Source organism: Streptomyces sp. NPDC048825, assembly GCF_043198355.1.
In the GTDB taxonomy this organism is placed as follows: Bacteria; Actinomycetota; Actinomycetes; order Streptomycetales; family Streptomycetaceae; genus Streptomyces; species Streptomyces xiangluensis.
This window is the reverse complement of sequence record NZ_JBICUR010000009.1, coordinates 62,567-83,559: the sequence shown is the minus strand read 5'-3', so window position 1 is coordinate 83,559 and position 20,993 is coordinate 62,567. Positions and strand designations below refer to the sequence as shown.

Annotated in this window: 18 protein-coding genes; 11 read left to right on the top strand and 7 right to left on the bottom strand. The window is 70.5% G+C overall.

From position 1 onward, the window contains the following. Window positions 1–36: 36 nt before the first annotated feature. The 5 genes from ACGFNK_RS22375 (at window position 37) to ACGFNK_RS22355 (ending at window position 4,318) form a co-directional block, all read left to right on the top strand. Entirely contained in the window at window positions 37–792 is a 756-nt protein-coding gene (locus ACGFNK_RS22375) for a (Fe-S)-binding protein (protein ID WP_344397393.1), read from the top strand. Further along, a complete protein-coding gene (locus ACGFNK_RS22370) occupies window positions 789–2,285 on the top strand; it encodes a LutB/LldF family L-lactate oxidation iron-sulfur protein (RefSeq protein ID WP_393418404.1) in 1,497 nt (498 codons plus the stop codon). Before ACGFNK_RS22375 ends, ACGFNK_RS22370 begins: the two co-directional genes overlap by 4 nt. Then, on the top strand, window positions 2,282–2,944 hold the full coding sequence (locus tag ACGFNK_RS22365; protein WP_393418402.1) for a lactate utilization protein C: 663 nt from the start codon (window positions 2,282–2,284) through the stop codon (window positions 2,942–2,944). The genes ACGFNK_RS22370 and ACGFNK_RS22365 overlap by 4 nt, the downstream gene beginning before the upstream one ends. A 115-nt stretch (window positions 2,945–3,059) precedes the next feature. After that, window positions 3,060–3,371, top strand: coding sequence for a hypothetical protein (locus ACGFNK_RS22360; protein WP_393418400.1), 312 nt, complete (start codon window positions 3,060–3,062; stop codon window positions 3,369–3,371). Window positions 3,372–3,508: 137 nt separating this feature from the next. Next, entirely contained in the window at window positions 3,509–4,318 is an 810-nt protein-coding gene (locus ACGFNK_RS22355; protein ID WP_393418398.1) for an SAM-dependent methyltransferase, read from the top strand. Window positions 4,319–4,474: 156 nt separating this feature from the next. Here ACGFNK_RS22355 and ACGFNK_RS22350 read toward each other — a convergent pair whose 3' ends face one another. Next, window positions 4,475–5,593, bottom strand: a complete 1,119-nt coding sequence (locus ACGFNK_RS22350; protein WP_393418396.1) for a sugar ABC transporter substrate-binding protein — start codon at window positions 5,591–5,593, stop codon at window positions 4,475–4,477. Window positions 5,594–5,604: 11 nt separating this feature from the next. Continuing rightward, the gene (locus ACGFNK_RS22345; protein WP_393418394.1) at window positions 5,605–8,124 is read right to left on the bottom strand and encodes a SpoIIE family protein phosphatase; all 2,520 of its coding nucleotides are present in this window, start codon (window positions 8,122–8,124) and stop codon (window positions 5,605–5,607) included. Between the two features lie 337 nt (window positions 8,125–8,461). Between ACGFNK_RS22345 and ACGFNK_RS22340 the strand changes: the two genes are divergently transcribed. From ACGFNK_RS22340 to ACGFNK_RS22330, 3 genes are read left to right on the top strand one after another with little or no spacing between them, the layout of a single operon-like run. Further along, a complete protein-coding gene (locus tag ACGFNK_RS22340; RefSeq protein ID WP_393418392.1) occupies window positions 8,462–9,550 on the top strand; it encodes a substrate-binding domain-containing protein in 1,089 nt (362 codons plus the stop codon). 37 nt (window positions 9,551–9,587) lie between these two features. Further along, complete coding sequence (locus tag ACGFNK_RS22335) at window positions 9,588–10,370, top strand: ATP-binding cassette domain-containing protein (protein ID WP_393418390.1); 783 nt, start codon at window positions 9,588–9,590, stop codon at window positions 10,368–10,370. 5 nt (window positions 10,371–10,375) lie between these two features. After that, window positions 10,376–11,650, top strand: a complete 1,275-nt coding sequence (locus tag ACGFNK_RS22330) for a sugar ABC transporter permease (protein WP_393418388.1) — start codon at window positions 10,376–10,378, stop codon at window positions 11,648–11,650. A 23-nt stretch (window positions 11,651–11,673) separates the two neighbouring features. Here ACGFNK_RS22330 and ACGFNK_RS22325 read toward each other — a convergent pair whose 3' ends face one another. The 3 genes from ACGFNK_RS22325 to ACGFNK_RS22315 form a co-directional block, all read right to left on the bottom strand. Beyond that, window positions 11,674–12,639 carry a pirin family protein gene (locus ACGFNK_RS22325; RefSeq protein WP_393418386.1) on the bottom strand — a complete coding sequence of 322 codons (966 nt, stop codon included), beginning with the start codon at window positions 12,637–12,639 and terminating at the stop codon, window positions 11,674–11,676. 206 nt (window positions 12,640–12,845) lie between these two features. Next, window positions 12,846–14,252 carry a PepSY-associated TM helix domain-containing protein gene (locus tag ACGFNK_RS22320; RefSeq protein ID WP_393418384.1) on the bottom strand — a complete coding sequence of 469 codons (1,407 nt, stop codon included), beginning with the start codon at window positions 14,250–14,252 and terminating at the stop codon, window positions 12,846–12,848. Window positions 14,253–14,417: 165 nt separating this feature from the next. Then, a complete protein-coding gene (locus ACGFNK_RS22315) occupies window positions 14,418–15,851 on the bottom strand; it encodes a dihydrolipoyl dehydrogenase family protein (RefSeq protein ID WP_393418382.1) in 1,434 nt (477 codons plus the stop codon). 122 nt (window positions 15,852–15,973) lie between these two features. Between ACGFNK_RS22315 and trxA the strand changes: the two genes are divergently transcribed. Beyond that, a complete protein-coding gene (trxA, locus tag ACGFNK_RS22310) occupies window positions 15,974–16,351 on the top strand; it encodes a thioredoxin (RefSeq protein ID WP_386343039.1) in 378 nt (125 codons plus the stop codon). A 9-nt stretch (window positions 16,352–16,360) separates the two neighbouring features. On the opposite strand, the gene ACGFNK_RS22305 is transcribed toward trxA, so the two are convergent. Both ACGFNK_RS22305 and ACGFNK_RS22300 read right to left on the bottom strand, forming a co-directional pair. Next, window positions 16,361–17,539: a 4-hydroxybenzoate 3-monooxygenase gene (locus ACGFNK_RS22305; protein ID WP_393418380.1), complete on the bottom strand. Its 1,179-nt coding sequence runs from the start codon at window positions 17,537–17,539 to the stop codon at window positions 16,361–16,363. A 27-nt stretch (window positions 17,540–17,566) separates the two neighbouring features. After that, a complete protein-coding gene (locus ACGFNK_RS22300) occupies window positions 17,567–18,601 on the bottom strand; it encodes a LacI family DNA-binding transcriptional regulator (RefSeq protein ID WP_393418378.1) in 1,035 nt (344 codons plus the stop codon). A gap of 179 nt (window positions 18,602–18,780) precedes the next feature. On the opposite strand from ACGFNK_RS22300, the gene ACGFNK_RS22295 reads away from it, so the two are divergent. Together ACGFNK_RS22295 and ACGFNK_RS22290 are read left to right on the top strand one after the other, a co-directional pair. Beyond that, on the top strand, window positions 18,781–20,223 hold the full coding sequence (locus ACGFNK_RS22295; protein WP_393418376.1) for an amidase: 1,443 nt from the start codon (window positions 18,781–18,783) through the stop codon (window positions 20,221–20,223). 47 nt (window positions 20,224–20,270) lie between these two features. After that, window positions 20,271–20,732: a type II toxin-antitoxin system PemK/MazF family toxin gene (locus tag ACGFNK_RS22290; RefSeq protein WP_386343046.1), complete on the top strand. Its 462-nt coding sequence runs from the start codon at window positions 20,271–20,273 to the stop codon at window positions 20,730–20,732. Window positions 20,733–20,993 lie beyond the last annotated feature (261 nt).

Here is a 20,993-nt window from a genome sequence, read left to right as displayed (position 1 = left end):
CTGCATCCATCCGATGATCGACCTCAAGGAGCCGCGATGCGTGTCGCCCTGTTCCTGACCTGTGTCAACGACACGCTGTATCCGGAAACCGGCCGTGCCGTGGTGAAACTGCTGACCAGGCTGGGCGTCGACGTCGACTTCCCCATGGGCCAGACCTGTTGCGGGCAGGCGCACTACAACACCGGCTATCGCCATGAAGCCGAGCCACTGGCCCGGCATTTCTCCGATGTCTTCGGGGAGTACGAGGCGATCGTGACGCCCTCCGGCTCCTGTGGCGCCATGGTCCGGGAGCTGTATCCGCGCATGGGCGAGCGGGCCCGCGCGGAAGGTCGCGGCGACACCCTCGCGCGCACGCTCGCACCGGTCGTGCCCAAGACATACGAGCTCACGGAGTTCCTCGTGGACGTCCTGGGCGTGACCGACGTCGGCGCGTACTACCCGCACACCGTCACCTATCACCCGACCTGTCACGGTCTGCGCAGCCTGGGCCTCGGCGACCGTCCGCGCCGGCTCCTCCAGGCGGTCAAGGGCCTCGAGCTGAGGGAGCTTCCCGGCGCCGACGAATGCTGCGGCTTCGGCGGCACGTTCGCCGTAAAGAACTCCGATGTCTCGTCGGCGATGGGCGCCGACAAGGTCCGTAACGCCGCGTCGACGGGCGCGGACGCGCTGTGTGCCGCGGACAACTCCTGTCTGATGCACATCGGCGGCACGATGGCCCGCCTCAGAACGGAGATGCGGCCGGTGCACATCGCGGAGATCCTGGCGAGCACGGAAGAGGAGCCCCTGACATGAGCGGCACCTTCGTCGGTATGCCGGCCTTCCCCGAGGCCGCGCACGAAGCCGTCTACAACCAGACCCTGCGCGACAACCTGCGACATGCCACGCACACGATCCGCGCCAAGCGTGCCAAGGCGGTAGCGGAGGTGTCCGACTGGGCGGCGCTGCGCGAGGCGGGCAAACAGATCAAGGACCACACGCTCCGTCATCTCGACCGGTATCTCGTGCAGTTGGAGGAGTCGGTCACGGCGGCGGGCGGCATCGTGCACTGGGCGGCCGACGCGGACGAGGCCAACCGCATCGTCGCCGACCTGGTGAAGATGACCGGCGAGACCGAGGTCGTGAAGGTCAAGTCCATGGCCACCCAGGAGATCGGCCTCAACGAGGCGCTGGAGGCCGAGGGCATCCACGCGTACGAGACCGATCTGGCCGAGCTCATCGTGCAGTTGGGCAAGGACCGGCCGTCCCACATCCTCGTCCCGGCGATCCACCGCAACCGCGGCGAGATCCGCGAGATCTTCGCACGCGAGATGAGCGAGTGGGGCCGCCCGGCCCCCGAAGGGCTCACGGACACCCCCGCCGAACTCGCCGAGGCCGCCCGTCTGCACCTGCGCGAGAAGTTCCTGCGCGCCAAGGTCGGCATCTCCGGCGCCAATTTCATGGTCGCCGAGACCGGCACCATGGTGGTCGTCGAGTCCGAGGGCAACGGCCGTATGTGTCTGACCCTCCCCGAGACGCTGATCTCGGTCGTCGGCATCGAGAAGATCGTGCCGACCTGGCAGGACCTGGAGGTCTTCCTCCAGACACTCCCCCGTTCCTCGACGGCCGAGCGCATGAACCCGTACACCTCGATGTGGACGGGCACGACGGACAGCCGGACCGCGGACGGCCCTCAGACCTTCCACCTGGTCCTGCTCGACAACGGCCGCACCGACACCTTGGCCGACGAGGTCGGCCGCCAGGCCCTGCGCTGCATCCGCTGCTCGGCGTGTCTCAATGTCTGCCCGGTGTACGAGCGGGCGGGCGGCCATGCGTACGGCTCGGTGTACCCGGGCCCGATCGGCGCCATCCTCAGCCCTCAACTGAGGGGTACCGCAAGCGAGATCGACGCCTCCCTGCCGTACGCCTCCTCGTTGTGCGGCGCCTGCTACGAGGTGTGCCCGGTGGCGATCGACATCCCCGAGGTGCTCGTGCATCTGCGGGAGCGGGTCGTCGAGGGAGGTGCGGTGACCAGGGACGGCAACAAGGTCGTCCTCAAGCCCGCGAAGGGACACGCCGCCGAACGGGCCGCGATGCGCGCGGCACGCTGGGCGTTCAGCCACCCCGGTGCCCTGCGCACCGGCCAGCGGCTGGCGTCGCGGAGCCGCCGCTTCCATCCCCGTACGCTGCCGGGCCCCGGCAGTGCGTGGAGCGCGACCCGCGATCTGCCGACGGTGCCGTCGGAACCGTTCCGCGACTGGTGGCAGCGTACGCAGGGCGGAAGGAACGGCAGGAAGGACGCCAAGTGAGTACCAGGGATGTGATCCTCGGCCGCGTGCGCCGCGCGCTGGCGGACGTGGGACAGGACGACACGCCGTACGAGCGGGCCGTTGACCGGGGTTATCTGCCCGAGCACGGAGACCGGAGTGTCGAGCAGACGGTGGATCTGCTGGCCGAGAACCTGGCGGACTACCGGGCGATCGTGCACCGCTGCGAGGCCGACGGTCTTGCGGCGCTGATCGCCGGGCTGCTCGCCGGGCGGGGCTCGACGTCGGTGGCCGTGCCGCCGGGCCTGGATGCGGAGTGGCTGGCGGCGACCGATGTCACGCGCGTTCCCGACCGTTCCGAGAGCACACCGTACGAACTCGACCAGGTCGACAGCGTGATCACGGCATGCGCGGTGGCCATCGCCGAGACCGGCACGATCGTGCTGGACGGTGGCCCGGATCAGGGCCGTCGCCGCATCACGCTTGTCCCGGATCACCACATCTGTGTCGTACGCGTACCGGAACAGGTCGTCTCCTCGGTGCCGCAGTCGCTCCCGCGTCTCGACCCGACACGCCCGCTGACCTGGATCTCCGGCCCTTCGGCGACCAGTGACATCGAGCTCGACCGGGTCGAGGGGGTGCACGGTCCGCGCACCCTCGAGGTGGTGCTGGTGACCGGTCCTGCTGTCGGCGGGAGTTGAACGGATCGCGCGCGGGCCTCGTACTTCACGGAGACAACGGGGCGGCCGGCAGCCGTGGCTGACAGCCATGGCACAGCGGGCCGACCCGTTTGCCGTGCCAAGGAGGACCCGACGGATGACCGCACACCGCCGCATCGCCGCCTTCGTCGGAGTGGCTCCGCTGCTGCTCACGGTGTGGGCCGCCTGGCCCGCCGCAGCGCAAGGGGCGCAGGACGGCGCCGGCGCTCCCGCGAAGTCGTCGACGATCGTCACCAGCACGACCGCCGAGTCCCCGGCGGGTGTCACGAGCGAGCGCGGTGAAGCGGTGTCCTCCGAGGACTCCGTAGTCGATGACCGTGCGAGTACCGCCCTGCCCCTCGTGGCGGGCGGCGCGGCGGGCGTGCTCATCACGGGAGGCGCGGCCTTCACCTTGCGGCGGCGTCGCTGAGCCGGCGATGGCAGTCGCCGGGATACGGAACTCCCACTGTGGACCGTACGTTGCCGGGAAGATCACGCAACCGATGACGTACGCCGCTCACCGGCTTAATCTTGGGCGGTACCTTCAGGCCAACTCGGAGATGCCCCATGCCTCATGACGTTCCGTTGATCAACAGCAGCGTGCCGCACTCCGCGCGGATCTGGAACTACTGGCTCGGGGGCAAGGACTGCTACGAGATCGACCGCGAGGTCGGTGACCAGATCCGCGAGGTGAACCCGGAGATCGTCCAGATCGCCCGGGCCCAGCGGGCGTTCCTCAAGCGGACCGTCACGTATCTGGCCGGTGAGGTCGGCATCCGCCAGTTCCTCGACGTCGGCACGGGACTGCCCACGTTCGACAACACCCATGAGGTCGCCCAGCGGATCACCCCCGAGGCGCGGATCGTGTACGTGGACCACGACCCCATCGTGCTGGCCCACGCCACGGCACTGCTGACCAGCACGCCCGAGGGCGCCACCGACTACATCGACGCGGACCTGCGCGACCCGGCGGCCATATTGGAAGGCGCCGCCCGGACGCTGGACTTCGAGCAGCCGATGGCGCTGATGCTGCTGGGCATCGCGGCTCACGTACCCGACGACAGTGCGTACGGCATCGTCGAGCGCCTGCTGGACGCCCTGCCGTCCGGCAGCCACCTCGTGTTCTGCGACAGCACCGAGGTGTTCCATCCCGAGGAGATGCGCGCCATGGTCGAGCAGTGGAACCAGGCGAGCGACAACCCGCGCACCAACCGCAGCCCCGACCAGCTCGCCCGCTTCTTCGGAGGCCTGGAACTCCTCGATCCCGGCCTGGTCTCCGTCGCCCAGTGGCGCCCCGCGGATGAGTCGGACGAGCCGCAGGAACCGGCGGAACCTCAGGAGGTCGACAGCTTCGGCGGGGTGGCACGCAAGCCGTAGCCGCAGCTGCGCGCGGACGTCGGGTTCATCTGGGCGGTGCGGTCAACGAGGGCGCCGAAGTCCTTCAGCGGGGCGGCAAGACGTTCACACTGACCGCACCATCAGGCGAGTAGCCGGCCAGTCTCGGCGGATTCCCGAAGGTCTACTTTCCGAAAGTCAGCGGATAAGTCCGGCCCTGTCGCAGGCGCGCCGGAGCTCCGGGACGCAGATCTGGTCGATGGTGTACACGCCGTCATTGACGAGTGTCTGCTCGATGTTGCCGACCGTCACCGCCGTCGGAGTGAGCAGGACGGACGGGATGTTCTTGGTGGTGGGGCTGTCAAAAGTCGTCGTGGCGACGTCGCGGCCGTCCTCGCCGCGCCCCAGGGCGACGGCCATGGCCGCGACCGCGGCGGCTTGAGTCCCGAAGGGTTTGTACACCGTCATGTACTGCTCGCCCTTGACGATGCGCTGCACGGCGCCGAGATCGGCGTCCTGGCCGGTGACGGGGGGCAGCTCTTTGACGCGGGCGCTCTTGAGAGCGGAGATGACTCCTGCGGCTATGTCGTCGTTGGCCGCCAGGACGCCGCCGATCCGGTCCGGGCCAAGGGCCGCGATGGCGGCGGACATGTTGGCGTGGGCGTTCTCCGACCTCCAGCCCTGGGTGTCGTACGACTTGATGATCTTCACCTCGCCGGTGAGAAGCGACAGCGCGCCCCTCCGGAACCACGCCGCGTTGGCGCTGGTCGGATCGCCGTTCATCATGACGACGTTCCCGTCGTTCCCCTTGTCGGCCATGGCCTTCAGGAGCGCCTCACCCTGGAGCCTGCCGACCTGCGCGCCATTGAAGCTGACAAAGCCCGAGATCGGACCTTCGGCGAGCCGGTCGTAGGCGACGACCGGGACTCCCGCCTCGCGTGCCTCCTGAATCGAGGAGCGGAGCGCCTTGGTGTCGGCGGGGTCGAGGATCAGGACCCTGACCCCCTTGGTGATCATGGAAACCATCTGCTGCCGCTGATTCGCCACGTCGTTCTCGGCGTTGGCGTACTCCACGGTGCAGGAGGGACACCGCTCCTTCAGCTGCTGCTCGATCAGCGGCCTGTCCCATTTCTCCCAGCGGGGGGTCGTTCGGTTCGGCAGCAGCAGGCCGACGGCGAAGCTGTCGGTGCCCGCCTCGCCGTCCCCGCCGCAGGCGGCCAGGGACATCGCCGTGAATCCCGCTACGAGCGCCGCGACGATGCGCCACTTACGGGACATACGGGCCTTGCGGGACATGTGGGTCGTACGGGTTCTCACACCAGACCCCCTCATTCCGTTCCGGGCCCCGAGTTCGCGGGAGCCGGCTCGCGCGGCGGCACAGCGATCTCGCTCCACACCTGCTTGCCGCCGGCCACCGGCACCGTGCCGAAGGACTCCGACACCGCTTCGACCAGAACCAGGCCTCGGCCGCCGGTGGCCTCCCAGTCCACGATCACCGGCTTGGCGGGCGCACGCGGCGAGGCGTCGTTCACACTGACTCGCACCCGGCCCCCGCGGAGCATCAGGTCGACGCGGACCTCACCCTGAGTGTGCACCAGGGCATTGGTGACCAGCTCGGACACGACCAGCAGCACCGCGTCGGCCACTTCCTGCACCTTCCACCGACGCAGAGTGCGCGCCGTGAAACGGCGGGCGTGCATGACGGCGTCGGGCAGCCGCCACACCGCCCAGCCGGCCCGTATGGGCCGGGTCTCCATGCCGTCGTAGCGCAGCAGCAACAGCGCCACGTCGTCCTCACGACGGCCGACGTCGCCGAGCAGTTCGTCGGCCATCCGCCCCGGATCCGCCGGATCGGCCGCGGCGAGCGCGGCGCGGGTCCGGAGCATGCCCTCGTCCAGAGGCAGGTCGGAGGCCTCGACCAGGCCGTCGGTGACCAGGGCGAGTACCGCGCCGGGGGGCAGTGCGACTGCGGTCATGGGGAACTCCGCCTCCGCGAGAATGCCCAGTGGAGGGCCGCCCTCGACCTGCACTTCCTCGGTACTGCCGTCGGGATGGCGTACCAGCGGTGAGAGGTGCCCGGCCCGGACGAACAGCATGTTGCCCTCGTCCATGTCCAGTTCGGCATAGCAGCAGGTGGCGAACAGGTCGGTCTCCATACCGACGAGGAGGCGGTTGGCGTGTGAGAGGACCACATCGGGCGGGTGGCCCTCCACCGCGTATGCCCTGACCGCGGTACGCATCTGGCCCATGATCGTCGCGGCTCCGGCACTGTGTCCTTGTACGTCCCCGATGACCAGCGCCACGCGATCCTCGGAGAGGGCGATGACGTCGTACCAGTCACCGCCCACCTGCAGCCCCCGCCTGGCGGGCAGGTAGCGGGCGACGGCCTTCCCCCCGGGCAGCTCGGGGAGGCGCCGGGGCAGCAGACTGCGCTGCAGCATTGTCGCGAGCTCCTGCTCGGCGTCGTACGCGTGCGCACGATTGAGGGCCTGCCCGACCAGCGCCGCGGTGGCGGTCAGCAGGGACCGCTCCTCGGGGACGAACTCGTGCGGCCGGTCCCAGCCGACCAGGCACACGCCGGCGACCCGGCCCTTGGCAGGGAGCGGCAGGACGGCCAGACCTCCGGTGCCGATGCCTGCCAGTCCGGGTTCGAGGGCCGTGCCGGCGGGCCACAAATCCATACGTCCGTCCCGCAGAGCCATCTGAAGAGTGGGCAAGGCACTGACCGGTGCGTCGGGCCACTCCGAGCGCCACTCGGATCGCCATATCTCCGGCCAGGCGTCGGGCTGCGGCGGGTCGAGCACGCTGACCGTGAGCCGGTCGTCCTGCAACTCGGCGAGCGCCACCCGGTCGGCGCCCAGCGGCTCACGCAGCGCGGTGACCACCACCATGCCGACGTCACCGACGGTCGCGGCATCGTCGAGTGCGGCGGTCAGCCACTGGATCCTGGCAACGTCGTCGGCGCTCCGGCGAAGGACCGAGGTCGCCATCACCAGGCCCAGCACCTGCTCCGGCCGGTCATCGATGGTGGCCGCCACTCTGCAGATCAGGCTAAGCCAGCGCATCTCGCCGGTGGGGCGGCGGACACGGAACTCCAGGTCCCGACGGCCGAACGCCTGGCCGGACGGCTCCAGGACCGACATCAGCGCGTGCACGTCCTCCGGGAGGGTATGCGCGATCAGGGTGTCGGCCTTGCCGTCGAAGTCATCCGGCGCGATCCCGACCAGCTCGAGCAGAGTCTCGTCCGCCTCGATCAGGCCGGTGTCGGGCACCAGGACGAAAGTGCCGACGCGCAGACTCCGCAGGGCGGGACTCAGGAGCGACGACGGCGCGGGGCGGCCGCTCCCGGCCTGGAGCAGGCCCGCGATCGCGTCGGCGTAGCGCTCCAGGAAGCTCCGTTGCTCGGCCTCGAAGCCGACCTCGGGATGCCCCACGACGACAAGGCAGCCCAGTCGCCTGGCCCCCGCCCTCAGTGGCAGCGCACCCAGCGACGTCTCCGCTCGCGGCGGCGTCGGCCCGCCCTCGGGGTAGGAGGCGAGTGCCGCGGCGTTCAGCCACAGAGGCCGGTCGGTGCGGAAGGCGTGCGCCGCGGGTGAGCCGCCGGACAGGGGCAGCCGCTCCGGCAGCCCGTACTGGGAAGTGGCGTATCCGGCCGCTTCCACCAACCGGAGCTCTTCGGCCCTGGCCCCGGGCACGTAGACCGCTGCCAGCGCCGCTCCGGCGAAGGTCAGGGTCCGGTCGCTCACAGCGGCCTCCGGCACCGGAGGCGGAGAACCCGTGTCTGCGGCGCCGACCTCGGATGCCCGCAGCTCCGTGACTCCGGCCCGGGCACGGCCGTCATGAGGCATCTCCGCTACCTACCTCCCGTCCATGCGGCAGGTACCGACAAGATCGGGGCACCCACTACCAGAATCGCACACGGGGACTAAACGGACAGATCTACTTGATTAGTACTTGCGCCGGACATCGATGGTCGCCGCCTCTGCGATCGCGGATCACCACAGCCGGTGTCAAACTGACGACGTGGTCGTCATCGTCTGTCACTTCCGCTCCCCCCGCACACGCATCCCTGACACCGCGATGCACGCGCGCCGTTTCCCCACGCGTACCCGCTGAAGCCCGGTCGCGCGTACTCCGTGAGCGCCCCCTCACCACGCAAGGTGCAGGACAAGGGAGGTCTCTCACATGAAGGCCCGCATACGGGACGCGGCCATCGCCATGACCGCCGTCTCGACGGCTGTTGCTCTCGCGGCGTGCGGCGCGGGTGCCGGGAACGACTCCGACGGGGGGAACACGCCGGAGATCGGTCTGCTGCTGCCGGACGCCACCACGGATCGTTGGGAGGCACAGGACAGGCCGTCGTTCGAGAAGAAGATCAAGGAGCTGTGCGACGACTGCACGGTCGAGCACGGCAATGCCGAGGGCTCCGTGGCCGTCCAGCGGCAACAGATGGATTCGATGATCACCAAGGGGGTCGATGCCATCGTGCTCGTGGCGGTGGACGCCAGATCGCTCGGCGCCGCGGTCAGGAAGGCGGATGAGGCAGATATCCCGGTCATCGCCTACGACCGCCTCGCCGCGGGCCCGATCTCCGGCTATGTCTCCTTCGACGGCGAGGACGTCGGCAGGCTGCAGGGCAGGGCACTGCTGCAGGCCATGGGCGCCACGGTGCCCGACGGCCAGATCGTCATGATGAACGGCGATCCCAGCGACCCCAATGCGGCGGCGTTCAAGAAGGGCGCACTGTCCGTGCTCGAGGGGAGAGTGAGGATCGGCAAGGCGTACGACACCCTCCAGTGGAGGACGGAGACCGCGAACATGAACATGTCCAGCGCCATCTCCGCCCTCGGCGCCGACAACCTCGACGGGGTCTACGCAGCCAACGACGGCCTCGCCGCCGGCAGCATCTCCGCCCTCAAGGCGAACAAGGTCAACCCGCTGCCCCCCGTCACCGGGCAGGACGCCGAACTCGGAGCCTTGCGGCGCATGGTCACCGGCGATCAGTACATGACCGTCTACAAGCCCTTCGGACGCCAGGCTTCCGCCGGCGCCACCATGGCCGTGGCCGCGGCCCGTGGTGAAAAGCTCGACCGCGTTGCCACGGGCGAGGTGGAGACCAGCAGTGGGAACGCTGTCCCGGCCGTCCTGCTCACCCCCGTCTCCGTGACCGTCGACAACATCGAGGACACCTTGGTGAAGGACCGCGTGTACACGATCCAGCAGATCTGCACGCCCCAACTCGAGGCCGCCTGCAAGAGGGCGGGGCTGACCTGACAGGCCGGTCCAAGGAGGTCCGGGCCCCGGGAAGGAGATGGTTCGCGTGCCGGCTCCCCCCTTGCTGGCGCTTCACGGCGTGTGCAAGCGCTTCGGCGTCGTCGAGGTCCTCACGGAAATCGAGCTGGAGATCCACGCCGGCCAGGTGGTCGCTCTTCTCGGCGACACCGGGGCCGGCAAATCCACTCTGGTCAAAGTGATCTCCGGCGTCACCCCCGCGGACAAGGGCACCATCGAGTGGGAGGGCGGGACGGTCCAGATCAGGCGGCCGCACGACGCCCGGGACCTCGGCATCGCCACCGTCTACCAGGACCTCGCGCTGTGCGGGAACCTCGACGTCGTGGGCAATCTGTTCCTCGGACGGGAGATCCGCAGGTTCGGGTTCCTCGACGAGATGGAGATGGAGCGCCGCACCAGACAGCTGCTGGAACGTCTGACCAGGGGTGTGCCCGATCTGCGCGCCCCCGTCGTCTCACTGTCCGGCGACCAGCGGCAGACGGTCGCCATCGCCCGCTCGCTCCTCGGCGACCCACGGGTCCTCCTCCTGGACGAACCGACCGCGGCTCTGGGAATCGACCAGGCCAACGAGGTCCTGGACATCGTCGACGAGCTGCGTGACCGCGGCAAGGGAGTGCTGCTCATCAGCCACAACCTGGGCGATGTCAAAGCTCTCGCGGATCGGGCAGCCGTGCTGCGCCTCGGTCGCAACAACGGTTTCTTCGACGTGAATACCGCGCCTCAGGAACAGATCCTCTCTTCCATCACCGGCGCCACGGAAAGCGTGCCGCGCCGGATGGCCTCCCGGGATGCGGGGTGGTGAAAGGGATGCGCGACATGGCGGACAAAGACCCGCGGGCCGAACCCGCCACACCCCCCTCCGAGGCCCGTCAGCCACACCGCGGGCAGGCCATCGCCCGGGCCGTGGAGAGCCGGGTCGCCGCCTTCCGGCACAGGCTGAGCGCCGGTGAGGTGGGCTCGCTCCCCATCGTCCTCCTCCTCGCCGCGGTCTGGATCACATTCCAGTCCCTCAACGAGAATTTCCTGTCACCCCGGAACCTGTCCAATCTCAGCGTGGACATTGTGGGCACGGGTCTGATCGCGGTCGGCCTCGTCTTCGTGCTCCTGCTCGGTGAGCTCGATCTGTCGGTCGGCTCGATCAGCGCCCTCGCGGCGGCTGTCTTCGCCGTTCTCAACGTGAACAACGGCGTGCCGGAATGGCTGGCCCTCATCGTCGGAGTCCTCGCGGGCACCGTGGCGGGAACCGTCCAGGGCTTCTCCTTCGCCAGGACCCGCGTGCCGGCGTTCGTCGTCACACTCGCCGGGCTGCTCACCTGGAACGGCCTTATGCTCTACGTCCTCGGGACCAGCGCCACCGTCAACCTCGACGAGAACGGACTCGTCGCCAAGCTGACCAGCCATTACTTCACCAACGACGCCGCCGCCTACGGCCTGGCGGCAGTCGGCGTGGGCCTCGTCTTCCTCATGTCCTACCTGGACAGGCGGCGCCGCAGGGCCGCCGGCATGCCGCACCGCTCGCTGAAGGAAACAGCGGTGCGCACAGGAGGCCTCGCGGTGATCGCGTTCGCCTCCGCCTATCTGCTCAACCGGTTCCAGGGGCTGCCGCTCGCCCTCCTGATCTTCCTGGTGGTGGTGGCCGTCCTCGACGTCATTCTCCGCCGCACGCACTACGGGCGGCAGGTCTACGCGCTCGGCGGCGGTGTCGAGGCGGCCCGTCGCGCCAGCCTCAGTGTGGCGCGGGTGCGGACCGCGGTGCTCGCGGTCTCGGGCACCATGGCCGCGGTCGGCGGCCTGTTCCTGGCCTCGCGCATCACTTCGGTGAGCCAGGGTTCAGGCTCAAGCATCCTGCTGCTCAATGCCATCGCCGCAGCCGTCATCGGTGGCACCAGCCTGTTCGGAGGACGAGGTACGACCTGGTCAGCGGTGCTCGGCATGCTGGTCATCCAGTCGATCGCCTCGGGCATGGCCATCACGGACACCCCCGCTGCCGTCCAGTTCATGATCACCGGCGGGGTGCTCTTCGCCGCGGTGGTACTCGACTCACTGTCACGACGCTCGCAGGAAGCACATGGGCGGGCTTGACGCGCCTGCCGGTTCCTCCCGGTTCAGCGCACCCTTCCCCGCGGCTTCAGCGGCACCGGCGGCAGTTCGGGAGCGGTCAGCGGATCGCCGTCGTACCCCTTCACCTCACCGAAGCGTGAGCCCTGCGACCAGTCCTTCCGGGCCGTCTCGATCTCGTCCTGCGTCCGCCCGATGAAGTTCCACCACATGATCAGCTCCTCCTCGAAGGGCTCGCCGCCGAGGAGCATCAGCCCCGCGTCCGACTCGGCGCGCAGAGGCAGTTCGGAGCGGCCGCAGCCGAGGTAGAGCATGGAACCGGGCAGCAGTGGTACGCCGTCCACGTGGGCCTCGCCGGACATGGACAGGACGGCGTACTCGAAGTCCGGCTCCAACGGCAGGCGTACGTCACTGCCGTGGTCGAGCGCGAGATCGGCGCCGACGATCGGGGTGTACGTCGTGCCGGGTGAGGCGGCGCCGTCGACCGAGCCGAGGATCAGCGTGGCTCTGAGGCCGGGGGCGGTGACGACGGGCAGTCCGGCGTGGTGCTCGAAGAGCGGGTCGGTGTGGCGGTGGGTGTCGGGCAGAGCCACCCACAGCTGCGCGCCGTGCAGAAAGCGGGCGTGCGAGCGCGGGCTCTCCTCGGAGTGACTGATGGCCCGCCCGGACGTCATCAGGCCGAGTTCGCGCGGGCGGATCGTCTGAAGGCTGCCGGTGGAGTCACGGTGCAGCACCTCGCCCTCGTGCAGCCAGCTGACGGTCTGCAGTCCCATGTGCGGATGGGGCGGCACCTGCATACCGGGCTCGTCGGCGATGTCATCGGGCCCGTAGTGATCGACAAAGCACCAGGCGCCGACCATCCGTCGCCCCAGGTTGGGCAGCAGCCGCCGAACTTCACTGGACTCGCCGAGCTTGACCTTGCGCGGGCTGAGGAGCTCGCGCACCGGCTCGGCCACCACGAAACCCCGGCCACCGCAGAGAGCGGGAACTGCCTCGCGATCAAGATTGCTCATGGCCCTCAACCTAGCCCCGCGGGCGACTTCCCGTCAGGCCATCGCCGGCCCGTCGAAGGGCACACGACTCAAGCCGTGCCCCCCGCAGGGGCGCCGTGAGTGCGGTCGCCGCCGCGAGCACACAGACCACTCCGCACGCCGCGAAGAAGGCCGCCGTACCCCAGGCCGCGGCGACGAGGCCGGTGAGCGGATAGAGATGGCCACAACTACCGCGCGTACGTCCGCTTTCCGCGCCGGTACGCGATCTCGCCCAGGACCACGTCCACGGCGATGAAGGCCGCCAGGGGGATGCCGAGGAGGGGTACGAAGTAGCCGATCACGGTGACGGTCGCCATCAGGGGGACGAGTACGTACGGCGGGACCTGTTGCCAGGCGCCGCGGGGGATCGGGCGGCCGAAAGCGGAGGTGCGGCCGCGTTGCCACCACATGCGGTAGCCCCACAGGATCAGCAGGATCAGGCAGAGCGCGAGGCCCATCAGCGCGATCTGGTTGACGATGCCGAACAGGACGCCGGTGTGCGCGTCGATGCCCCAGCGGCTCAGCTTCGCGAGGACCGGGTGGTCGGCGAACCGCACCACGTCCATGACCTGGCCGTTCGTCGGGTTCACGGCGACCGCGTCCTGCTTGGTGGGCCAGCTGCGCTGGACCTGCTGTACGACGTAAGCGGACGAGGCGTCGGCCGGCGGCACGATCTCCACCGGGTCGCCCAGGCCCTCGGCGCGTCCGGCCGCGAGGACCTTGTCGAGGCCGACGCCGTGGTCGGCGCCCGACTCGGCGGAGGCGGACCCGTGCTCGGCGTGCTCGCCGCCCGACGACGCCGACACCGTGGGCGTGGCCTGGTTGAGGGAGGTGCGCAAGGCGTCGATGTGGGATCCGGCGTACGCCGACCAGGTCAGGCCCGTGGCCGACAGGAAGAAGAACCCGGCCGCCGCCCAGACGCCGACCGTGCCGTGCAGACCCAGTGCGCGGCGGCGACCGCTGGTGCCGCGCACCTTCCGCTGCTTACGACGGCGGCTGAACCACAGCACCAGGCCGCCGCCCGCGATCACCCACAGCCAGCTGGCCGCCAGTTCGCTGTAGAGCCGGCCGGTCTCGCCGAGGTGCAGATCGCGGTGGAACTCGTCGATCCAGGTGCGTAGCGGCAGCGCGCCCGTGGATCCGTACTGCTCGAGCGCGCCGCGCACCTCACCGGTGTACGGGTCGACGAACACGGCGAGCTTGTGCTCCGCGTCGACGCCCGGGACCCCGGACAGCAGCACCCTGGTGCTCGCGTCCGCCTCCGGCGAGGGGCGTACGGCTGCGACCGAGCCCTGCGGGTGCTCCTCTCGCGCGGCGGCCACCTGCTCGGAGATCGGCAGCCTGCTCTCGCCCACGGGGACGGTCATCTCCTGCGCGTACACGATCTTCTCGGCCTGGAACGAGGCCGCGTACAGGAGCCCGGTCGTGGCGGCGACGAGCAGGAACGGGGCGACGAGCACTCCGGCGTAGAAGTGCAGCCGCAGCACCAGGGGGCGCAGCGGCGACCAGATGCTGCGCCCCGGTGCGGGCGTGACGGAGTCCGGGGAATCCGGGTCCGGGGAGTCATCCGTCTCGGTCGAGGGAGCGGTGGTCATCGGCGGGCTTCTCCGGTCGTGCGGGGACGGGCCGTGCGGCCGTGTTCGGTCGCGGCGGTCCAGAAGTCGGCCGACGGGGGTGATGAGTTCCCGGGCTTGCGTGTGGCGTGGGTCACACAGGGGGGTGCCGACGGTCATCAGAACCGGCGGCACCCCCTGGCGCGACTACGCGTCCCGATACGCCTCCAGCAACCGCAGCCACACCTCGCTCACCGTCGGGTAAGCCGGCACCGCGTGCCAGAGCCGGTCCACCGGGACCTCTCCGGCCACCGCGATCGTCGCCGAGTGGAGGAGTTCGCCGACGCCGGGGCCGACGAAGGTGACGCCACGGAGGGTTTCGGTGTCGAGGTCGACGACCATGCGGGCCCGGCCGCGGTAGCCGTCGGCGTAGAGGCCGGCGCCCGCTACCGAGGCGAGGTCGATGTCGACCGCGCGGACTCGGTGGCCGGCTTGTTCGGCCTCGGCGAGGGAGAGGCCGACCGCGGCGGCCTCCGGGTCGGTGAAGACGACCTGGGGGACGGCGGCGTGGTCGGCGGTCGCCGCGTGGGCGCCCCACGAGTTGGACTCCAGGAGGGGGACGCCGGCGGCGCGCGCGGCGATCGCGGCGCCCGCGATGCGGGCCTGGTACTTGCCCTGGTGGGTCAGCAGCGCACGGCGGTTGACGTCCCCGACTCCGTACAGCCACTTGCTGCCCGTCACCCGGCAGCTGTCGTCGACTGTGAGCCAGGAGCCGGGCTCCAGACCGACCGTGTCCAGACCGACGTCGTCGGTACGCGGAGCGCGGCCCGTGGCGAAGAGGATCTCGTCGGCCTCGATACGGTCGCCCTTGTCCGTCATGACCACGACCGCCGAGCCGTTGCGCGTCACCGACTCCACCGATGTGCCGGTCCGCACGTCCGCGCCCGCCTCCGTGAGCGCCTCGGCGACCAGCTCCCCGGCGAAGGGCTCCATGCGGGGCAGCAGGCCCTTGCCGCGCACGAGGACTGTGACGCGGGCGCCGAGGGCCTGCCAGGCGGTGGCCATCTCGACGCCGACGACACCGCCGCCGACGACCACGAGAGAGCCCGGCACCGCCTGCGCACTGGTGGCCTCGCGGCTCGTCCACGGCTTGATCTCGGCGATTCCCGGCAGCTCGGGCACAACGGCACGGCTGCCTGTGCAGACGGCCACGGCGTGCCGGGCGGTGAGCACATGCTGCTCGCCCCCCGGTCCGGCGACCGTGACCCGGCGCGGCCCGGCGAGCCGCCCGTGTCCGCGGTAGAAGTCGGCGCCGATGCTGTCCAGCCATGCGATCTGGCCGTCGTCCTTCCAGTTCGAGGTGTAGTAGTCCCGGTGGGCGAGAACTGCGGTGGCGTCGAGAGGCCCCTGCACGGACTGCCGCAGGCCGGGCACCCTGCGTGCGTCGGCCCGGGCGATGACCGGGCGCAGCAGGGCCTTGCTGGGCATGCACGCCCAGTACGAGCATTCGCCGCCGACCAGCTCGCTCTCCACGACCGCCGTGGAGAGGCCGGCCGCGCGCGTGCGGTCGGCGACGTTCTCCCCCACGGGTCCGGCCCCGAGCACCACGACGTCGTACGCGATGGTTTCCGTTTCCGTCATGGGTTCAGTCTGGTGGGTGGTGTGCGCCGTGGCCACACGGGTACGCGCGCGGAATACGCCACCGACAGGCACCGTTGTGCACAGCGGCCACGCCCCGAAACCAGGAAGTGGGAATCAACGCCATGAGCAGCACCGTGGAGCTCACCAAGGACAACTTCGACCAGTTGGTCACGGACAACGAATTCGTCCTGATCGACTTCTGGGCGTCCTGGTGCGGGCCCTGCCGGCAGTTCGCGCCCGTCTACGAGAAGGCCGCGGAGGCCAACCCCGACCTGGTCTTCGGCAAGGTGGACACCGAGGCGCAGCCGGAGCTGGCCCAGGCCTTCAACATCCAGTCGATTCCGACCCTGATGATCGTCCGCGACCAGGTCGCGATCTTCGCTCAGCCCGGGGCGCTGCCCGAGGCCGCGCTGACGGACGTCATCGGACAGGCCCGGAAGCTGGACATGGAAGAGGTCCGCAAGTCCATCGAGGAGCAGCAGGCCCAGCCGGAGCAGTGACCGAGCCGGTCACAGAGGCAGCGGCAGCCCTGTGTAGTTCGCGGCCAGCTCCGCGGCCGCTGGGCGGGACGCCGTGATCCGGCGCAACCGGGCGAGTTGCAGCCGGTGTTCGAAGGCGTCCCCGTCCGGATCGGCGTGCAGCATCCGGGTCATGTCGTACGAGAAACGCATCGCCTGCCAGACCCGGTCCAGGCACAAGTCCGAGTAGCGGTCGAGGAGTTGACTCGACCCTGTTCGGTGCAGCTCGATCAGGCCGCGGGCGAGGAGGCGTACGTCGGACACCGCGAGGTTGAGCCCCTTGGCGCCGGTCGGCGGCACGATGTGCGCGGCGTCCCCGGCGAGCAGCAGCCGCCCGTGGCGCATCGGCTCGTGGACGTAACTCCTCATCGGGGTAACGGACTTGGAGGTGATCGGCCCGCGCTCCAGGTGCCAGTCGGCGTCGATGGCGAAGCGTGCGGACAGCTCGTCCCAGATGCGGTCGTCCGGCCAGTCGTCCGAGGACGTGTCGTTGGGGACCTGCAGGTAGAGGCGTGAGACGGAGGGCGAGCGCATGCTGTGCAGCGCGAAGCCCCCGTCGCCGCGCGCGTAGATCAACTCCTCGCAGGACGGTGGCACATCGGCCAGGACGCCGAGCCAGGAGTACGGATAGTCGTGCTCGTACGTGCGGCTCACGGCGGCCGGGAACGTGTCGCGCGCGATGCCGTGGAAGCCGTCGCAGCCGATCACCCAGTCGCAGGTGAGGCTCTGTTCCCGGCCCTGGTGTACGAAGCGTACGACGGGCGTGTCGCTCTCCGGCCGCTCGATCGCGAGCGCCTCCGCCTCGAACAACAACTGGGGCCCGTCGGCGAGTTGGAGCGCGATCAGGTCCTTCACGATCTCCGTCTGGGCGTAGATCGTGACGGTACGGCCGCCGGTGAGGACCGGGAAGTCGATGTGGTGCCGCTCGCGGTCGAAGCGCAGCTCGATGCCGTTGTGGACCAGGCCGTCGACCTCCAGCCGGTCGGCGGCTCCGCACTCGCGCAGCGCGTCCACCGTGCCTTGTTCCAGCATTCCGGCACGCTGGCGCTGCTCGACGTATGCGCGTGTTCTGCTCTCCAGGACGACACAGTCAAGACCTGCCCGGTGCAGCAGCCTGGCGAGCAGCAGTCCGGCGGGGCCGCCGCCGATGATGCCGATCGTGGTTCGCATGAACATGCCTCCCACGTACGCGAGTTGTCAGGTTGACGCACGGTGTACGACGGTCGCTCCCAGTACCTCGTGCGTTTCGGGCACGGCGCCGGCGGCACGCACCGCGCGGTCGACCAGTTCGGCGAGCTCCTGCCCGGAGGGAAGCTCGATATGGACGGTGCTCAGGCGCGGGCGCAGCAGCCGGCCGAGCATCAGGTCGTCGGCGCCGATGACGGCCGTGTCGTCCGGGATGCGGACGCCCTCGTCCTTCAGGGCGCGCATCAGCAGCATGGCGTACTCGTCGTTGTACGCGAACACCGCCTCCAGCCCCAAGGAGCGCCAGCCCTTGGCGAGTTGGGCCGCGGCCTCCTCCTCGTACGCCAGCGGCACCTCGGTGACCGAGGCGTCCTGCCCGTGCAGCGCCTGGCGTACGCCTTCGAGCCGGGGCTTGGAGAAGAGTTCCAGTTCGGGGTCCTCGGGCATCACGACGCCGACGCGGCGGCGGCCCTGGGCCAGCAGGTGCTCGCCGGCGCAGCGGCCGACGATGCTGTGGTCCATGAGCAGCGCGTGGGCGCCCTCGACGCGCTCGGGTCCGAGCGTGACGACGGCGCGCGCACCGGAGCGCTTGAGGACGGCCACGCCCTGCGGGCCGAGTCCGCTGCCGGGCACCAGGACGGCGACCGGTCGCAGCTCCGCCCAGGCGCGGGCCGCCTCGTCGCCCTGGAGGCCGACACTGCCGTATTGCACGACGGTGTAGTCGAGGCGGCTGAGCGCCCACTGGAGTTCGTTGAAGAACTGGCTGTAGAGCGGGCCCGCCGGCACGGTCGGCGCGGGCATCAGCACCATGCGGCTGTGCCCGGCGCGCAGGCTGCGGGCGGCGGCGTGCGGGACGTATCCGAGATCCCTGGCGGCCTGGTGGACGCGGCGCCGCGTGGGCTCGCTGATCCGTACGGCGCCCGTGTTGTTCAGGACGTAGGAGACGGTCGCGCGCGAGACACCCGCCACGCGGGCAACGTCGGCGCTCGTCGGCACGGAGCGCTGCGCGGGCAGGGACGGGGCGGGCTGTTCCGGTATCTGCACCATGACGTAACGCATCTTTGCAGAAGCCCTCCGTGGCGCCTGTCGTGGGTCTCGGTTCGCTCCCGGAGCGCAGTGGCGCCTACGGGAACCCCTGGTGTACGAGGGAAGTTGCGCGCCCTGTACCGGATCGCGCGCCCGGAGGTTACCGTTCGGTATTCGCTGTGCTTCCGGAGGTGTCTCGAATGGCTGCCGACCGTGCCCCAGGACTGGCTGAGTGCGCTCGCGCCCTGGCCGACGGCCAGGTTTCGTCGCGGGTGCTCGTCGAGGAGGCGCTGGCCAGGATCGAGGCGACGCAGGGCACGTTGAACGCGTTCCGGCTGGTGCGGGCCGAGGCGGCGCTCGGCGAGGCCGAGGCGGCGGACAAGGAGCTGGCGGCGGGGGTGCGGCGGCCGTTGCTCGGGGTGCCGGTGGCCGTGAAGGACGACATGGACGTGGCGGGCGAGCCGACGGCGTTCGGCTGCCGCGGGGAGTTCCAGCCGGTGGCCGAGGACGGTGAGGCGGTACGGCGGCTGCGGGCGGCCGGGGCGATCGTCGTGGGCAAGACGAACACCTGCGAGTTCGGGCAGTGGCCGTTCACCGAGGGGCCCGCCTTCGGGGAGACCCGCAACCCGTGGCACACCGGGCACACGCCGGGCGGCTCGTCCGGCGGTTCGGCGGCGGCGGTCGCGGCGGGCCTGGTGCCGGCCGCGCTGGGCTCGGACGGCGCGGGTTCGGTACGGATCCCGGCCTCGTGGACGCATCTGATCGGGATCAAGCCGCAGCGCGGCCGGATCTCGACCTGGCCGCGCGCGGAGTCCTTCCACGGGATCACGGTGAACGGCACGCTGGCCCGCACCGTCGAGGACGCCGCACTGCTCCTGGACGCGGCGAGCGGCTCCCACACACGTGATCTGCACCGGCCGCCCGCGCTGCGCGTGTCGGACGCGGTGGGCCGGGAGCCGGGCCGACTGCGGATCGCACTCTCGCTGAAGCCGCCGTTCACGGCGTTGCCCGCGCGGCTGCGGCCCGACGTACGGGCGCGGGTCGTCGCGCTCGCTGAGGGGCTGGCCGCGCTCGGCCACGAGGTCGAGGAGGCCGATCCGCCGTACGGGCAGATCGGGTTGACGTTCGTGCCGCGTGCCACCGCGGGGATCGCCGAGCGGGTGCGCGAGGCGCCCCACCCCCATCTGCTCGACAGGCGCACGCGCGAGGCGGCCCGCGTGGGACGGCTGCTCGGCGGGGCTCCGCTGCGGATGGCGCGCCGTGCCGAGGCGATGCTGCACCGGCGGATCGGAGGACTCTTCGAGACGTACGACGTGGTGCTCGCGCCGACGACGGCCGCTCCCCCGCCGCGGATCGGTGCCCTCGCCCAGCTGAACGGCCTGGGCACCGACCGTGCCATGATCGCCGCCTGCCCGTATGCCTGGCCGTGGAACGTGCTGGGCTGGCCCGGTGTGAACGTCCCCGCAGGCTTCGTCGACGACGCTCTGCCCGTGGGTGCGCAGCTCCTCGGCCCGGCGAACAGCGAACCGCTCCTCGTGTCGCTGGCCGCGCAGCTGGAGGCGGAGCTGCGCTGGCACGAGCGGTGGCCGACGGTTGAGGCCGACGGCGCTCTACGGGAGTTCAGGCCGCCCGCCGCTTCGTAGGCGCCCCGCTCGGCGGGCGGGGACGTGGGGGCTCTACCGTGACTCGCGTGACTGCCTTCACCGATGACGCCGCCCATGCTTCCGACGTCCCCGGCCGCCACGGTCCGTCGGCGACCACCGAGGCGGAGCCCCGCGAGGTGGGCCGGGTCCGTACGGAGTACTCGCCCGCGCACGACGGCGACCCCGATCCCGGCGAGATCGTGTGGACGTGGGTGCCCTACGAGGAGAACGACGGCCGGGGCAAGGACCGCCCGGTGCTCGTGGTCGCCCGCGAGGCCGCCGGTACGTTCCTCGCCGTACAACTGTCGAGCAAGCGGCACGACGGCGACCGCGAGTGGGTCCCGATCGGCAGCGGGCCGTGGGACCGCTCGGGGCGCGACTCGTGGGTTTCCGTGGACCGGGTACTGCGGCTCCACGAGACGGGGATGCGGCGGGAGGCGTGCGCGCTGGACCGGATGCGGTTCAACTCCGTGGTGCACCGGCTGAGAGAGCGCTACGGCTGGCGCTGAGCTCTTTTCTCGCCCCCGCCGCCCCTACCCGTCCCATCTCGGGGCTCCGCCCCGGACCCCGTTTCGGGGGCCAGCCCCCGAACCCCCGCTCCTCAAACGCCGGAGGGGCTGATTTTCAGCCCCTCCGGCGTTTGAGGACGAGGCCGTTCAGGCCGATGGGGGTCTGGGGCGCAGCCCCAGCGGGGTCCAGGGGTGGAGCCCCTGGCGGGTTCGGGGCCGGCCCCGGGATGGGACGGGTAGGGGCGGCAGGGGCGAAATCCC

Coding starts and splice junctions, on each gene's coding strand:
- ACGFNK_RS22345 (WP_393418394.1), bottom strand. CDS start 8,124: ATGCCTCATGACGGCCGTGCCCGGGCCGGAGTCACGGAGCTGCGGGCA.
- ACGFNK_RS22360 (WP_393418400.1), top strand. CDS start 3,060: ATGACCGCACACCGCCGCATCGCCGCCTTCGTCGGAGTGGCTCCGCTG.
- ACGFNK_RS22325 (WP_393418386.1), bottom strand. CDS start 12,639: ATGAGCAATCTTGATCGCGAGGCAGTTCCCGCTCTCTGCGGTGGCCGG.
- ACGFNK_RS22355 (WP_393418398.1), top strand. CDS start 3,509: ATGCCTCATGACGTTCCGTTGATCAACAGCAGCGTGCCGCACTCCGCG.
- ACGFNK_RS22300 (WP_393418378.1), bottom strand. CDS start 18,601: ATGGTGCAGATACCGGAACAGCCCGCCCCGTCCCTGCCCGCGCAGCGC.
- ACGFNK_RS22295 (WP_393418376.1), top strand. CDS start 18,781: ATGGCTGCCGACCGTGCCCCAGGACTGGCTGAGTGCGCTCGCGCCCTG.
- ACGFNK_RS22370 (WP_393418404.1), top strand. CDS start 789: ATGAGCGGCACCTTCGTCGGTATGCCGGCCTTCCCCGAGGCCGCGCAC.
- ACGFNK_RS22320 (WP_393418384.1), bottom strand. CDS start 14,252: ATGACCACCGCTCCCTCGACCGAGACGGATGACTCCCCGGACCCGGAT.
- ACGFNK_RS22340 (WP_393418392.1), top strand. CDS start 8,462: ATGAAGGCCCGCATACGGGACGCGGCCATCGCCATGACCGCCGTCTCG.
- ACGFNK_RS22335 (WP_393418390.1), top strand. CDS start 9,588: ATGGTTCGCGTGCCGGCTCCCCCCTTGCTGGCGCTTCACGGCGTGTGC.
- ACGFNK_RS22305 (WP_393418380.1), bottom strand. CDS start 17,539: ATGCGAACCACGATCGGCATCATCGGCGGCGGCCCCGCCGGACTGCTG.
- ACGFNK_RS22375 (WP_344397393.1), top strand. CDS start 37: ATGCGTGTCGCCCTGTTCCTGACCTGTGTCAACGACACGCTGTATCCG.
- ACGFNK_RS22315 (WP_393418382.1), bottom strand. CDS start 15,851: ATGACGGAAACGGAAACCATCGCGTACGACGTCGTGGTGCTCGGGGCC.
- ACGFNK_RS22330 (WP_393418388.1), top strand. CDS start 10,376: ATGCGCGACATGGCGGACAAAGACCCGCGGGCCGAACCCGCCACACCC.
- trxA (WP_386343039.1), top strand. CDS start 15,974: ATGAGCAGCACCGTGGAGCTCACCAAGGACAACTTCGACCAGTTGGTC.